General features: G+C 71.6%; 13 protein-coding genes. 5 read left to right on the top strand and 8 right to left on the bottom strand.

The annotated features are described in order from the left end of the window. Positions 1 to 33: 33 nt before the first annotated feature. The 3 genes from OG496_RS44745 to narJ all read left to right on the top strand — a co-directional run bounded on the left by OG496_RS44745 (position 34) and on the right by narJ (position 2,452). Positions 34 to 897 (top strand): helix-turn-helix domain-containing protein, encoded by an 864-nt coding sequence (locus tag OG496_RS44745; protein WP_405974925.1) that lies wholly within the window; start codon positions 34 to 36, stop codon positions 895 to 897. Between the two features lie 63 nt (positions 898 to 960). Continuing rightward, positions 961 to 1,776 carry an SAM-dependent methyltransferase gene (locus OG496_RS44740; RefSeq protein WP_405974924.1) on the top strand — a complete coding sequence of 272 codons (816 nt, stop codon included), beginning with the start codon at positions 961 to 963 and terminating at the stop codon, positions 1,774 to 1,776. A 196-nt stretch (positions 1,777 to 1,972) separates the two neighbouring features. Continuing rightward, positions 1,973 to 2,452, top strand: a complete 480-nt coding sequence (gene narJ / locus OG496_RS44735; RefSeq protein ID WP_405974923.1) for a nitrate reductase molybdenum cofactor assembly chaperone — start codon at positions 1,973 to 1,975, stop codon at positions 2,450 to 2,452. On the opposite strand, the gene dnaK is transcribed toward narJ, so the two are convergent. The 6 genes from dnaK to OG496_RS44705 all read right to left on the bottom strand — a co-directional run bounded on the left by dnaK (position 2,449) and on the right by OG496_RS44705 (position 10,492). Next, complete coding sequence (gene dnaK / locus OG496_RS44730) at positions 2,449 to 4,332, bottom strand: molecular chaperone DnaK (RefSeq protein WP_366493682.1); 1,884 nt, start codon at positions 4,330 to 4,332, stop codon at positions 2,449 to 2,451. The two genes, narJ and dnaK, sit on opposite strands and share 4 nt — an antisense overlap. A gap of 116 nt (positions 4,333 to 4,448) precedes the next feature. Next, a complete protein-coding gene (locus OG496_RS44725) occupies positions 4,449 to 4,874 on the bottom strand; it encodes an OsmC family peroxiredoxin (protein ID WP_318019803.1) in 426 nt (141 codons plus the stop codon). A 53-nt stretch (positions 4,875 to 4,927) separates the two neighbouring features. Further along, positions 4,928 to 6,733 carry a DUF2201 family putative metallopeptidase gene (locus OG496_RS44720; protein ID WP_405974922.1) on the bottom strand — a complete coding sequence of 602 codons (1,806 nt, stop codon included), beginning with the start codon at positions 6,731 to 6,733 and terminating at the stop codon, positions 4,928 to 4,930. After that, positions 6,730 to 7,791: an ATP-binding protein gene (locus tag OG496_RS44715; RefSeq protein ID WP_405974921.1), complete on the bottom strand. Its 1,062-nt coding sequence runs from the start codon at positions 7,789 to 7,791 to the stop codon at positions 6,730 to 6,732. The genes OG496_RS44720 and OG496_RS44715 overlap by 4 nt, the downstream gene beginning before the upstream one ends. Before the next feature lie 91 nt (positions 7,792 to 7,882). Next, entirely contained in the window at positions 7,883 to 9,958 is a 2,076-nt protein-coding gene (locus OG496_RS44710; protein WP_405974920.1) for a phage holin family protein, read from the bottom strand. A 102-nt stretch (positions 9,959 to 10,060) separates the two neighbouring features. Next, a complete protein-coding gene (locus tag OG496_RS44705; protein WP_051800794.1) occupies positions 10,061 to 10,492 on the bottom strand; it encodes a hypothetical protein in 432 nt (143 codons plus the stop codon). 85 nt (positions 10,493 to 10,577) lie between these two features. On the opposite strand from OG496_RS44705, the gene OG496_RS44700 reads away from it, so the two are divergent. Both OG496_RS44700 and OG496_RS44695 read left to right on the top strand, forming a co-directional pair. Beyond that, positions 10,578 to 11,351, top strand: a complete 774-nt coding sequence (locus OG496_RS44700) for an MBL fold metallo-hydrolase (protein ID WP_366493688.1) — start codon at positions 10,578 to 10,580, stop codon at positions 11,349 to 11,351. Next, the gene (locus OG496_RS44695; protein ID WP_405974919.1) at positions 11,348 to 11,968 is read left to right on the top strand and encodes a DedA family protein; all 621 of its coding nucleotides are present in this window, start codon (positions 11,348 to 11,350) and stop codon (positions 11,966 to 11,968) included. The genes OG496_RS44700 and OG496_RS44695 overlap by 4 nt, the downstream gene beginning before the upstream one ends. Before the next feature lie 44 nt (positions 11,969 to 12,012). On the opposite strand, the gene OG496_RS44690 is transcribed toward OG496_RS44695, so the two are convergent. Both OG496_RS44690 and OG496_RS44685 read right to left on the bottom strand, forming a co-directional pair. Then, a complete protein-coding gene (locus OG496_RS44690) occupies positions 12,013 to 13,077 on the bottom strand; it encodes an MBL fold metallo-hydrolase (RefSeq protein ID WP_405974918.1) in 1,065 nt (354 codons plus the stop codon). Continuing rightward, on the bottom strand, positions 13,074 to 14,321 hold the full coding sequence (locus OG496_RS44685; RefSeq protein ID WP_405974917.1) for an aminotransferase class I/II-fold pyridoxal phosphate-dependent enzyme: 1,248 nt from the start codon (positions 14,319 to 14,321) through the stop codon (positions 13,074 to 13,076). The genes OG496_RS44690 and OG496_RS44685 overlap by 4 nt, the downstream gene beginning before the upstream one ends. Positions 14,322 to 14,326 lie beyond the last annotated feature (5 nt).

The following is a 14,326-nucleotide window of genomic DNA, read 5'->3' as shown; positions in this document are numbered from 1 at the left end:
CCCAGACTTCGGCGCGTATGGGGAGGCGTGGCTGTGAGTGAACGACGGCCCGCGCCCACGGTGGGTCAAGTGGTGCTGGGCAGAAGGCTGCAGGAGCTGCGTGAGGCGGCCGGCATCAAGCGCGAGGAGGCCGCGCAGGTCCTGCGGGTGGCTCCGGCGACCGTACGGCGGATGGAGATGGCCGAGGTCGCGCTCAAAGTGCCGTACGTCCAGGTGCTGTTGACGACGTACGGGGTGCCCGAGGACGAGACGGACGCGTTCGTCGCGCTCACCGAGGAGGCGAACCAGCCGGGTTGGTGGCAGCGGTTCCACGATGTGCTGCCGGAGTGGTTCAGCCTGTACGTGAGCCTGGAGGGCGCGGCCGGGCTGATCCGTTCGTACGAACCGCACTTCGTGCCGGGCCTGTTGCAGACCGAGGCCTACGCGCGTGCCGTGCTGGACGCCGGGACGATCGGGCAGACCGGTCCGGAGACCATCGAGCGGCATGTGTCGCTACGGATGGCGCGGCAGGGGCTCTTGGAACGGGACAATCCGCCACACCTATGGGTGATCATGGACGAGACCGTGCTGCGGCGTCCGGTGAGCATCCACGGCGAGGTGATGCGCGAACAGCTCGACAAACTCCTGGAGTTCGGCGAGCGCGACCGGGTCACGCTCCAGGTCGCCGAGTTCGACAACGGCCCGCACCCGGGGACGTACGCCCCCTTCTCGCTGTTCCGTTTCACGGAACCGGAGCTGCCCGACATGGTGTTCACGGAGTACCTGACCGGCGCCCTGTACCTGGACTCCCGTACGGAGGTCTCCGCGCATCTGGAGGTCCTCGACCACATGACGGCGCACGCCGCGTCCGCACAGCGCACCAAGAAGATCCTGCGGGACTACCGCGAGACCTTCTGAGCACGGTCCAGCACACAGCACGGTTCCCGGCACAGACCCGAACTCCCGAGGAGACGACACCGTATGACCGGATCCGACGCCGCGCCCACCCGTATCGACACCAGCCGGCCGCATCCGGCGCGGGTGTACGACTGGTGGCTCGGCGGCAAGGACAACTACCCGGTGGACGAGGAGCTGGCGCGCAGGATCCTCGCCTCGGACGGCACCGCGGTGCGCGGGGCGCGGGCCAACCGCCGGTTCATGCACCGGGCGACGCGGACCGCCGCCGAGGCCGGGATACGCCAGTTCCTGGACATCGGCACCGGCATCCCGACCGAGCCGAACCTCCACCAGGTGGCGCAGAGTGTCGCCCCGGACGCCAAGGTGGTGTACGCGGACAACGACCCGATCGTGCTGCGGCACGCGGAGGCCCTGCTGCACGGCTCGGCCGAGGGCAGCACCGAGTACGTGCACGCCGACGTCCGCGACCCGGACACGATCCTGCGGCTGGCCGGCGAGACGCTGGACTTCACCCAGCCGGTCGCGCTGTCGCTGGTCGCGCTCACCCACTATCTGGGCGACGACCCCGCGGGCGACGACGTGTACGGCCTGATCAAGCGGTACGTCGATGTGCTCGCCCCGGGCAGTTACCTGGTGCTGTCGCAGGTCACCCCCGACCTCATCCCTGAGGCCATCGCGAAGGCCGCCGAGCACTTCCGGCGCAGCGGCACCCCGTTCTACCCGCGCTCGCTGGCCGAGTTCTCGCGCTTCTTCGAGGGCCTGGAGCTGCTCGGCCCGGGTGTCATCTCCGTCTACGGCTGGCGGCCGGAGCCGGAGGACGTGGCCGCCCAGGCGGAGGGCGTCGTCCCGGTCTACGGCGGGGTCGCGCTCAAGCACTGACCCGTACGGGCGTGGTCTCCGACGCGTACTGCCGCGGGCTCTGACCCGTACGGCTGCGGTGAACGGGTGCGCTCCCCTGCCCCGCCCTAGGTTCGACACCACGGGCGAGCAAGGGAGCGCAGGTGACGGAGACGAGAACACCGGGAGAGGTACTGAGCCGGGGTGTTCCGGCGCCCCACGACGCGAGGGATGCCTGATGCCCTCGGACACCGTGCTGTACCAGGCGGCCGCGCTCTGCCTGACCTACCCCGACGACGACTTCCGCGCCCGGCTCCCCCTGCTGCGCGAAGCCGCTCCGCAGCTACGGGAGTTCGTCGACCACGCGGCCCTCACCCCGGCGGAGGAACTGGCCGCGCACTACGTCCAGGTCTTCGACTCCACGAACCGGCACAGCCTGTACCTGAGCCGGTGGCACGACGGCGACACCCGGCGGCGCGGTATGTCCCTGGTCCGCTTCAAGGACCTGTACCGCGCCCACGGGTTGGAGTTCACCGGCGAGGAGCTGCCCGATTTCCTGCCCGCGGTCCTGGAGTTCACGTCCCGCACCGGCATCCTCGACCTGCTCGCCGAGCACCGCGCCGCCCTGGACCGACTCCGTTCCCGCCTGGCCGACTTCGGCACTCCGTACGCCTCCGTCCTGGACGCGGTCTGCGCCACCCTGCCGACCGGGAGTTAGACGGCGCCGCCCTTCATGTCCCGTTCGTCGTCGACGATCTCCGCGTCGACGACGCCTTCCTCCTCCTCGTGCTGCCGCGCGGAGTCGGGTTCGTCGGTGTTCTCCGCCTGCTCCGTGGGTGCCTGCTGCGCCGCCTGCGCGTACATCGCCTGCCCCATCCGCTGGCTGACGGTGGCGAGTTTCTCCACGCCGGTGCGCAACTCGGCGGTGTCGGCGTTGTGTTCCAGGAGGGACTTGACCTCCGCGGCCGCCGCCTCGACCTCGGACCTGATGTCGGCCGGGACGCGTTCCTCGTTCTCGTGGATGAACTTCTCGGTCTGGTAGACGAGTTGCTCGGCCTGGTTGCGGGTCTCGGCGGCCTCGCGGCGCTTGCGGTCCTCGTCCGCGTACTGCTCGGCCTCCCGCATCATGCGGTCGATGTCGTCCTTGGCCAGGGCGGAGCCGCCGGTGACGGTCATCTTCTGTTCGCGGCCGGTCGCGAGGTCCTTCGCCGAGACGTGCATGATGCCGTTGGCGTCGATGTCGAAGGCGACCTCGATCTGCGGTACCCCGCGTGGGGAGGGCGGCAGCCCGGTGAGGTCGAAGACGCCCAACTTCTTGTTGTACGCGGCTATTTCACGCTCACCTTGGTAGACCTGGATACCGACCGAGGGCTGGTTGTCGGTGGCGGTGGTGAAGATCTCCGAACGCCGGGTCGGGATGGTCGTGTTGCGTTCGATGAGCGTCGTCATGATGCCGCCCTTGGTCTCGATGCCCAGGGACAGCGGGGTGACATCGAGGAGGAGGACGTCCTTCACGTCGCCGCGGATGACCCCGGCCTGGAGGGCTGCGCCGAGCGCCACGACCTCGTCGGGATTGACGCCCTTGTGCGGGTCCTTGCCGGTGAGTTCCTTGACGAGGTCGGTGACGGCGGGCATCCGGGTCGAGCCGCCGACGAGGATCACGTGGTCGACCGCGGAGAGCTTGATGCCCGCGTCCTTGACCGCCTGGTGGAAGGGGTTCTTGCAGCGGTCCAAGAGGTCGGCGGTGAGTTCCTGGAACCCGGCGCGGGTCAGCTTCTCGTCGAGGTGCAGCGGGCCTTCGGCGGAGGCCGTGATGTAGGGCAGGTTGATCGTCGTCTCGGAGGACGAGGACAGCTCGATCTTCGCCTTCTCCGCGCCCTCGCGCAGGCGTTGGAGCGCCATCTTGTCCTTGCCGAGGTCGATGCCGTACTGCCCCTGGAACTTCTTGACGAGGTGGTCGACGACCCGCTGGTCCCAGTCGTCGCCGCCGAGATGGGTGTCGCCGTTGGTCGCCTTCACCTCGATGACGCCGTCGCCGATCTCCAGCAACGACACGTCGAAGGTGCCACCGCCTAGGTCGAAGACCAGGACGGTCTGCTCCTCGCCCCGGTCCAGGCCGTAGGCGAGCGCGGCGGCGGTCGGTTCGTTGATGATCCGCAGCACCTTGAGGCCCGCGATCTCGCCGGCCTCCTTGGTGGCCTGGCGCTGGGAGTCGTCGAAGTAGGCGGGGACGGTGATCACGGCGTCGGTGACGTCCTCGCCGAGATAGGCCTCAGCGTCCCGTTTCAGTTTCTGCAGCACGCGCGCGGACAACTCCTGGGCGCGGTACCGCGTTCCGTCGATGGCGCCCGTGTCCGGGAAACGCCAACTCGTGTCGCCCATATGCCGTTTCACCGAGCGCGCGGTGCGCTCGATGTTCGTCACGGCCTGCCGTTTGGCGACCTCGCCGACGAGCACCTCGCCGTTCTTGGCGAAGGCCACGACCGAGGGTGTGGTCCTCGCCCCCTCGGCGTTGGCCACCACCGTGGCCTCGCCGCCCTCCAGCACCGCGACCACCGAGTTCGTGGTCCCCAGATCGATCCCGACCGCACGTCCCATCGCCGTCCCCTTCCGCCAGGCGCTGCCCGATCTCCAGCTGAGAACTTGAGTGCGGGAATGTCAATGCCGCACCCGTTTTTCCGGGCGCGGCATCGAGGCGGGAGAGAAAGCGGGGGTCAGGCGGATTCCACCGTCAGCGTGATCGTCGTACCCGCGAGGGCCTGGCTGACCGGGCAGTTCTTCTTGGCGTCCTCGGCGGCGGCGGCGAAGCCGGCCTCGTCCAGGCCGGGGACCTCGCCGCGGACGGTGAGGTGGATGCCGGTGATGCCCTCGCCGGGCTGGAAGGTGACGTCGGCCTTGGTCTCCAGGCGGGTGGGCGGGGTGCCCGCGCCGGTGAGGCCGTGCGACAGCGCCATGGAGAAGCAGCTGGAGTGGGCGGCGGCGATCAGCTCTTCGGGGCTGGTCTTGCCGTTGGCCTGCTCGGCGCGCGACGCCCACGTCACCGGCTGCACACCGATGCCTGACGAGTCGAAGGTGACCTCGCCGCTGCCCTTGATGAGTTCGCCTTCCCAGACGGTGTGTGCGGTGCGCGTGGTTGCCACGGTGTTTCCTTTCGACGCGGATGTCTTTCGGGCCCATCCGATCACATTCCGCTTCAGCTCACCCGGAAGACCGGCCCACGCGCGGTGAACGGCAGGCGAGCATTCTGCGGTATGAGATAGGCGTGTTCGCGCCGCACCCGCAGCACGTCGCACCAGCCGTCCGTGATGATCAGGATCGGTGCGCCCCGCGGGAAGTCGTCCGCGCGGTGCAGCAGATCGATCCCGGGCTGCAGGACCGTACCGCCGCGCCCGTGCACCCGGACCCGGCCGGCGATGTCGGTGACCGACACGTAGCCCGCGTCGTGCGGGGCCGCGTCGCAGAACACGACCCGGGCGGCCGGCACGTCACGGGCCTCGGCGTACGAGGCGATCGCGCCCAGTGCCTTGCCGAGGAGGCCTCGGTCCATGGAGCCGGAGGTGTCGAGGACGACGCCGAAGGTGCAGCGGGCGATCTCCTCGGGCGGGAAGTAGTGGCCCGCGCGCGGGATGTCGGGGGTGGAGGACTGGCGGCGCGAGGGGCGGGCGTACGACCGCACGGGCTCCGGACGGGGTACGAACTCGTCGAACCAGCGGGCGAGTTGGGCGTCCCAGGGCAGGGGCGGATGGCTGAGTGCGCGGATCTCCTCGACCAACCCGCCGGGCAGGAAGCCGCGTTCGTACTGCTGGTGCAGGTCGAGGCCGTGGGCGAGGCCGCGCCGGTAGAACTCGTCGAGGTCGACGTAGTCGCGCGGGCTGCCGAGGGGGCCGCCGAGGATGTCGCCGACGCCCTTGCCGCGCAGGGTGGCCAGGCGGCGCATCCGGCGCAGGTCGCCGGCGATCCGGTCGTAGACCTCCTCGGCGGAGAGGTCCTTCAACTCCGGGTCGTACAGCAGGCCTTCGGGCATCCGGCCGACCTCCATCTCGCACAGCCAGCCGTTGATGACGTAGTCGGCGGCGATGTTGAAGAGGAACGGGTCGCGGACGCCGCAGCGGTCGCCGTGGCGCAGGGCGGCGTGCAGCATCTCGTGGGCGAGGACGAACCGCCATTCCTCGTCGTCGAGTCGGCGCAGCGGGTTGACGTAGATCTCGGCCGCGCCGGTGTCGACGGCGGCGACGGAGATGCCGTGGGCGCGGGCGAGTTCGGCGTCGGCGACGAGGGTGATGCCGGCCGCGATGCCGCCGAGGAGCGGGTAGGAGGAGACGAACCAGCTCAACGCCCGTTCCCAGGGCTGGAGTCGGGTGGGTCCGCCGCGCATCGAGGCACGCCGGCCGCCCGCCACGTCCATCGCCATGGCCACCGTGCGGGTGAGGGCGTGCGCGAAGTTGAGCTGCCAGTCGGGGGCGCTGCCGCCCTGCCAGGTATCCCACGGCACGAGCAGCTGGTCCGGCTCGCCGCCCGCCGTACCGCAGCGCTCGTAGAGGGGCGGGACGCCGTCGCGGCGCCAGCGGGCGGCGAGTTGGTCCTCGTCGCCGCCCGGGTAGGAGGCGGGCAGGTCCTCGGGGGTGACCCCGATGGGGAAGCCGAGCAGGAAGCGGTTGACGACGGCGCAACGCGCCGCGAGGGCGGGGCCGTCGGGCTGGTCGCGCAGCTTCGGCGCGGCCGGGACATGACCGAAGCCCAGGTGGATGATGCAGTGCGCGATCGCCCAGGCCCATTCGGCGGGTTCGGCCCGGCGGGTGGGGTGGACGTGCAGCACACCGTTTGAATCGACGCGCACCAGACCGGAGTTGGGCGTGTGGTGGCAGTCGTCCCGGCGGCAGGTGCTGAAGCCGATGGCGGCGAGCGCGCGGTTGGCCCGCACGAGGCGCAGCCCCTCCTCGAAGGCCTCGGCCGCGAGATCCTTCTTCGGCTTCCCCTTGTTCCCCCGCGTACGGCTCACTGCCGGGCCTCGACCAGCCGGGGCATGTCCCGGGCCGCCTCGACCAGGAACCAGGCGGGCAGCAGCGGGTTGCCGTCGGTGTCCGGGGCGATGACGCTCTGCGCGACCTCCACGGAGATCTCGGCGAGCTGCACGAGCAGCGACTTGGCGCGGTACGCGGTCTGCAGCCCGTTCGCCGACAAGTGCTCCTTGCTGACCGGGAGTTCCTTGACCAGCCGGCCCCTGAAGGACTCGGCGAGGTAGTACAGCAGGTCACGGTCCTCGGGGCGGTGCGGCCAGCCGGCGTCGCCCTTGATGATCGCCTCGATGCCGAACCGGCTGCGCACGATCTTGACGTACCCGCAGAACGCGACCGCGTGCGCCGGGGTCAGCGTGCCGTGCGCGATCACCTTCAGGGTGTCCTCGTCGAGGTCGGGCCCGAAGGAGCCCAGCGCGTCGGAGAGCATGTGCCAGGACCGGGGCGTGGAGAAGGCCTCCTCGGTCTTCGGCGGCTTGGACCACAGGTGGTCGGGCCGGTCGGTGAGGTGGTCCAGGATCCACGGGTGAATCCCGTTGGCGGCAGCCCAGTTGAGCCAGTCCTTCGGCGACGCCTCAAGGTGGACGTGGGTGAGCCGGTTGATCAGCGCGGACGCGATCGGCCGCGCCAGCGCGTTGTCGGTCGCCCGGTTCCCGGCACCGATCACGATGGAACCCTTGGGCAGTTCGTAGCTACCGATACGGCGGTCCAGGATCAGCGAGTAGAACGCCTTCTGCACATCCGGTGTGGCCGCGTTGAGTTCGTCGAGGAACAGGCAGTACGGCTCGTCCCGCGCGATCGCCTCCGGCGGACAGAACACCGACCGCCCGTCCCGGATCTGCGGCACGCCGATCAGGTCCTCGGGCGCGAGCTGCGTACCGAGCAGGCTCACGCACTCCAGCCCCAGCGACTCGGCGAACTCCCTTACCAGGGACGACTTTCCGATGCCGGGCGCACCCCAGATGAACACGGGCCGCACGGTCGCGAGACCGAGCAGCAGCTCCGGTATACGAGCGGGCGTGACAGTGACCGCAGCCTGCAAAAGAGGCGCTCCTCAAGGGGGTTCGACAAGGGCGCAAACGCGCTCCAATGCCCCCAGTGTGTGCCTACGACCCACCCGGCGCAGCCGATTTTCAGGCGGCCCGTTCCGACTGCTCGTCCGTCAGCGGCACTTGGGGTCCGTTGCACTCACGCAGCCACCGCCGCAGGACCTTGTGCACATGCTCCGCGCCGACGAGGTCATCGCCGTCGTCGACCGGCGCGGAGAAGGTGTGCGGCGAGAGCAGGAACGGCTTTGCCTGGGCGCCGCCGAGGCCGCCGTGGGAGCCGATCTGTTCCTCGAAGGCGAGGACTTCGCCCTCGGCGGGGTCGTACCAGGAGTTGACCATGATGTCGGCGGTGTGCGGGAAGGAGTGGGTGCGCCGGACGGCGTCCGCGACGCCGGGGCCGAAGTCCGCCAACGGGCCCTGTTTGTCGTCGAGTTCGGCCACCGGGAGCTCGGCACCGTGCGCCCCCAGAACGACTCCTCCGTGCTCCTCGCTGCGGACGAGGACGAAGCCGACGCCGGGGTGGTTGGCGAGGGTCGTCAGCAGCGCCGGGTGCCGGGCGTCGATCTCCTCCTTGGTCATGCGGTGCGGCACGTCCGGGAAGGAGACCAGGCCGAGGTTGCCGGAGGCGAGCACGACCGGCTCGGAGTGGCGGCCGGGGTGGCGGTGCTGCCCGTCCTTCTCCTCGACCGGCCGGCGCAGCGCGGCGCGGACGGCGGCGCGGGCCTCGGCGCCGCTGTGGGTGCGCCGGGCCCGGCGCGGCACGGGCAGCCCGCAGCCCGCGCGCACCAAGTCGCCGAGGGTGAGGCCGTAGCGGCCCTGGAAGGTTTCGCCGGGGCTCTGGCCGTGGTCGGAGAGGACGACGATGCGGTACGGGCGCGGGGCGTGCTCGGCGACGTTCTCGATCAACGCGATGGAACGGTCCAAACGTTGGAGCACCTTGGCGGCGTCGCGGCTGCGCGGTCCGGAGTGGTGGGCGACCTCGTCGTAGGCCACGAGGTCGGCGTAGACGGCGGTGCGGCCGGCCAGCATGTCGCCCATGACGGCGGCGACGACGACGTCCCGTTCGACGACGGTCGCGAAGGCGCGGACGAGGGGGTAGAGGCCGCCGCGCTTGATCCGGGGGCGCTGCTTGGTGAGGCGGCTGCGGGTCGACTGGCCGATCTCGCGGCCGACCTCGGCGACGAAGGACATCGCGGTGCGGACGGCGTTGGCCGGGTCCGAGAAGTAGGCGAAGTAGCCGGCGCGGGAACGGTTCTCGCGGCCCCGGCGGCGAATGGCGATGGACAGCACGAGGGCCTGTTCGTCGGCGCCGCCGCTGAACAGGTTGCCGCGGCTGGCGCCGTCGAGCGTGAGGAGACCACCGTCGCCGGTGAACTCGACGGCGCGGCGCTGGAGTTCGGCGGCGCTGGTCGGGCGGTTGCAGACCATCACCTCGCCGGTGTCCTTCTCGTACCAGCGGAACGCGGGGATGTCGTGGTTGGAGCCGTGCAGGATGCCGAGCTGGCTGGCGCCGGTCTGGCTGGACCAGTCGGTGCGCCAGGGGGTGAGGCGGTGGGTGGGGCGGTCGCCGCCGATGAGCTTCGCGACGGTCGGCATCAGGCCCCTGGCGACCGCGCCGAGCAGCACGTCGTGGCCGACGCCGTCGAGCTGCAGGAAGACGGTGCCGGGCGAGGACGGGCCGGGCGGCAGGGCTCTGCGGCGGCGGTCGGCGAGGCGGTAGAGGCGGCGGCGGTAGGCGTCGTCGTCGCGCACGGCGAGGGCACCGCCGGTGGCGGAGGCGACGGCGGACATCACGGCGGCCACGACGACGGCGGTCTCGGGGGCGACCTGGCCGCGCAGCCCGCCGTCGGGATTGATGCGCAGGGCGATCAGCAGCAGCGACCCGTTGAGCACGAAGACGAGGAGGCCGAGGACGAGCGCGGGCACCAGCAGCAACAGCCGTACCAGCAGCGGCCACACGAGGGCCGACAGCAGACCGAAGGCGCCGGCGCCGAACGCGGCCGTGACACCGATCCGGGTGGCGCTGTCGCCGTCCGCCGACTGGAGCTTGAAGTCCGGCAGGATCCCGGCGAGCACCAGCATGGTGACCGTGGAGACCGCCCACACCGCGACACTGCGCCCGACCTGACTGGCGAGCCGCCGCCAACGCGCTCCACCCACGCCCCGTACACCTCACGTCCCTGGCCCGACGACCTGGCGGGCCTGTCCCCAGCCTGTCATACGGGACACGAGGACCCCGGAGCGAGAAGCGGGGCCGCGGAACTAGCGGCCGTCGTAACCGGCCGTCGGCATCGACAGCCGTCGGTGCACGCTGGCCTTCATCTGGGCGTCGTAGCAGGGTTCCGCGCGGCCGACCGTCTCGATGCGCACCCCGCGTCGCGCGCACTCGTCGGTGAACTCCTCGACGGAGGACAGCGCGCTCTCCAGGACCCGGCGGCTGGGGGCGACGAACAGGTCGAGGCCGGGGCGGACGCCGTCCCACAGGGCGCAGTGGTCGGGGCGCAGCCCGCGCACCAGAAGCTCGCGGGCGATCACATAGCCGTGGTCGGCGGCCCAGCGGGCGCACATCGCGTGCTGACTGCGGGAGTCGACCAGGAACGGGTCGTCGTCCAGCTCCTCCAGCGGCGTCAGGCTGGCGATCGCCGTGACCCGCAGCCGCGAGGGCATACCCGAGGCACCCCGTACCTGTCCCATGGCGTCCCCCTCACCTCCGGGTTTCGCCGCCGACCCTACTCCTGCCCGTAGGCTTCGGGGGAGTCGCGCGAAGGAGGCAAAGAAGGTGCCGGTGGAGATCACCTGGTGGGGTCACGCCACCTGCACGATCGAGGACTCGGACATGCGCGTCCTCACCGACCCCCTGTTCGCGCGCCGCCTCGCACATCTACGGCGCCGTCGGGGCGCGGTGCCGCCGCCCGAGGCCCGGCGCGCGGACCTGGCGCTCGTCTCCCACCTCCACGCCGACCACCTGCACCTTCCCTCGCTCGCCGCCCTCGCCCCGGGCACGCGCCTGCTCGTGCCCCGGGGCGCACTCCGCGCGGTGCCCGGACTGCGCCGGCTCCGGCGGCTGCGGATCGACGAGGTGTCCCCCGGCGACCAGACGATGGTCGGTGACCTGGTCGTACGGGCCGTCCCCGCACGGCACGACGGACGCCGGCTGCCGGTCGGACCGCACCGGTCCCCCGCGCTGGGCTACGTCGTCGAGGGCGAGGCACGCACCTACTTCGCCGGGGACACCGGGCTGTTCGACGACATGGCCAAGGAGGTCGGGCCGGTCGACGTGGCGCTGCTACCGGTGGGCGGCTGGGGCCCGTATCTCGGCGAGGGGCATCTCGACGCGGGCCGCGCGGCCCAGGCCCTCGCCCGGCTCTCGCCGCGCAGCGCGGTGCCGGTGCACTACGGCACGTACTGGCCGATCGGGATGGACGCGGTGCGCCCGCACGAGTTCCACACGCCGGGCGACGAGTTCGTGCGGATCGCCGCCCAACTCGCGCCTTCCGTCTCGGTGCACCGGCTCGGGCACGGGGAGAGCGTGCGCCCGGAGGTCGCCCGGTGAGCTGGATCGCGGCCGCTACGGCCACGACATCGCCCGAATCCGCTCAACAGGCCATCGGTTACCCGTCGTTGTTCCTGCTGGTGCTGTTCGGGGCGCTGGTGCCGGTGATTCCGACCGGCGCGCTGGTGAGTTCGGCGGCCGTGGTCGCCTTTCACCAGACGGCGCCGTTCGCGATGGCGCTGGTCTTCGTCACGGCTTCGCTGGCCGCGTTCCTCGGGGACGTCGCGCTGTACTGGCTGGGGCGGCGGGGGATGGGGTCGAAGAACGGGTCGCGGTGGCTGGAGGCGATCCGGTCGCGGGCGCCGGAGGAGCGGCTCGCACAGGCCCAGGACAAGCTGGCCCACCACGGGGTGACCGTGCTGGTGCTGTCCCGGATGGTGCCGGCGGGCCGTATCCCCGTGATGCTGGCTTGCTTGCTGGCCGAGTGGCCGATCCGTCGGTTCGCCCGGGGCAATGCGCCGGCCTGTCTGGCCTGGGCGCTGACGTACCAACTGATCGGCATTCTCGGGGGTTCGCTGTTTCCGGAGCCGTGGGAGGGTGTGGTGGCGGCGGTTGTGCTGACCGTGGTGATCAGTGTGGCGCCAAGTTTGTGGAAGCGGGTTCGGGCTGCCGGTTGAGGGCTCGTTGCGGAGTGCGGGCTCGTTGCGGCTGGCCGCGCCCCTTAAGGGGTCTCACCTAGCACTCTTGAGCCCCCTACAGGTAGATCCCACAGGTTCTCGCGCGCCAACTCGGCCTTCTCCCAAGCCGCCCGCACCCGCGTCAGGGGTTCCATGACCGGCTCCGCCGACAGGACGAACGTGCCCCAGTGCATGGGAGCCATTCGTCTCGCGCCCAGGTCCTGTACGGCCTGGACCGCCTCCTCCGGATCGCAGTGGACGTCGCTGAGCCACCAGCGGGGGTCGTACGCGCCGATGGGGAGGAGGGCCAGGTCAATTCCCGGGTAGCGGCGGCCGATGCGGGAGAACCAGTGGCCGTAGCCCGTATCGCCCGCGAAGTAGACGCGCCGGCCGTCCGGTGCTGTCATCACCCAACCGCCCCACAGGGAGCGGCAGGTGTCGATGAGGCTGCGCTTGGACCAGTGGTGGGCGGGGACGAAGTCGAGCCGGACGCCGTCGAGTTGGGCCGCCTCCCACCAGTCGAGCTCGGTGACGTGGGTGAATCTGCGGCGCCGGAACCAGCTGCCGAGGCCGGCGGGCGCGAACACCGGGGTGTGGCGCGGGAGTCGGCGCAGGGTGGGGGCGTCGAGGTGGTCGTAGTGGTTGTGGCTGATGACGACGGCGTCGATCGCCGGGAGTGCTTCCCAGGCCACGCCGACGGGGGTGATCCGGGCCGGGGTGCCGAGGATGCGGCGGGACCAGACCGGGTCGGTGAGGATGGTCAGGCCGCCGATGCGGATCACCCAACTGGCGTGGCCCGCCCAGGTGACGGCGACGGTCAGGGCGTCCACCTGGGGCAACGGCTCGGGGGCGAACGGGAGTTGGGGGATGTCGGCGAGGCCCTCCGGGCGGGGTCGCACGGAACCCTCGCGGGCGAAGCGGGCGTAGGCGTTGAGGCCGGGTAGCGGGGCGGTGAGCCGGTCGTGGAAGGCGCGGGGCCACACGCGCCGCTCGCCGAGGGGGCGGGGTTCGGCGAGCGGCGGGGACGAGGGGGCGAACGGGGACGTCGGGACGGCCGCTTCCCGCATGGCCGTACTGCTGTCGGTGGTCGACTCGGACTGCTGCGTCATCGAGGAGGCTCCCATCGCTGAGCGTCGTCGCGGAGATCGTCGAAGATCGACCTCAAGGACATCAACGCGCGTTGCACGTGTGGCAGTTCCAACGGCAAGGGTGACGTGAGACATTCCGCGCGTTCCGCATCGGTTCGGCCCAGCAGCGGCCCGGTGGACAGCCGGACCCGCAGCGCGCCCAGGTCGTCGCCGAACCGGTGGCCGCCCGGCGCGGGCATGCCGAGCCGGCCGGTGAGGAACTCCTCCAGGTCCTGCGCGTCGCCCACCCCCTGCGGGGTGAGCGCGTGGCGCAGCGGCCCGAGATCGACGTACAGATGGCGTCCCGCCTGCGGCTGCCGGGAGAAGGCGCCCGCCCCGGTGACGGCGGCGTGCGCGGCGGCGGCCACGCGCGCGTGCAGGCGTACGGCGGTGTCGCGGCGGGCGAGGACGGGCGGGGGTTCGCCGAGGGCGTGGCCGGCCGCGGCGGCGACCGGTGCGGCGACGCGGGCGCCGAGTGCGGTGAGGACGTCGAGCACGCGCGCGCGTAGCGCCTGCCCGGCGCGGCCTGCGGGGAAGCGGGCGACGGCGGCCGGCCAGCCGGACGGGAGGAGCGCGCCGGCCAGGTCGGTGACGACGGTGACCTTGTCGGGGAGCATCTCGGCGGGGCTGAGCAGCATGGTGCGCCGGGGCGCGTGCAGGGTGTCGCGCCAGGTCTCGTCGCTGACCAGGTGCAGGCCCTCGGCAGCGGCGGCCTCGACTGTCTCGTGCATGACCTCGGGCGGCGCCACGGTCGCGGTCGGGTCGTCGGCCACCGAAAGGACGAGCAGCCGCGGGTCACCGCCCTCGTCCCGGACCCGGCGCACGGTCTCCAGCAGGACGTACGGATCGGGCACCCCGCCGCACTCGGCCGGGGTGCCCACATGGAACACGGATCTGCCCAGCAGGCGCGCGTACGGCGCCCACCAGGCGGCGCAGGGTCTGGGCACCAGGACGTCACCGCCGAGCGCGGCGGTCAGCGCGACCAGCAGCGCGGGGGCACCCGGGGCGGCGGCCACGCGGGCGGGTCCGGCGGGCAGACCCCGGCGTTCGAAGTAACCGCTCGCGGCGTCCAGCAGTGCGGGGGCGCCGCCCACCGGCTGTTCCTCGGTACGGGATGCGGCGGCGGCGAGCACGGCGGCCAGTTCCGGCAGCACGGGCAGCCCGTCGTCGGGAAACACCGGACCGTAACGCACAGGCCCCTGGCCTACCGCGTCCGCCTGCCGCATCGTGC

Origin of the sequence: Streptomyces sp. NBC_00988 (genome assembly GCF_045162645.1) — a bacterium.
Classification (GTDB): Bacteria; Actinomycetota; Actinomycetes; order Streptomycetales; family Streptomycetaceae; genus Streptomyces.
Note: the sequence above shows the minus strand (reverse complement) of the source record. Positions and strands in the feature narration are given on the sequence as shown.

Coding starts and splice junctions, on each gene's coding strand:
- OG496_RS44740 (WP_405974924.1), top strand. CDS start 961: ATGACCGGATCCGACGCCGCGCCCACCCGTATCGACACCAGCCGGCCG.
- narJ (WP_405974923.1), top strand. CDS start 1,973: ATGCCCTCGGACACCGTGCTGTACCAGGCGGCCGCGCTCTGCCTGACC.
- dnaK (WP_366493682.1), bottom strand. CDS start 4,332: ATGGGACGTGCGGTCGGGATCGATCTGGGGACCACGAACTCGGTGGTC.
- OG496_RS44705 (WP_051800794.1), bottom strand. CDS start 10,492: ATGGGACAGGTACGGGGTGCCTCGGGTATGCCCTCGCGGCTGCGGGTC.
- OG496_RS44690 (WP_405974918.1), bottom strand. CDS start 13,077: ATGACGCAGCAGTCCGAGTCGACCACCGACAGCAGTACGGCCATGCGG.
- OG496_RS44685 (WP_405974917.1), bottom strand. CDS start 14,321: ATGCGGCAGGCGGACGCGGTAGGCCAGGGGCCTGTGCGTTACGGTCCG.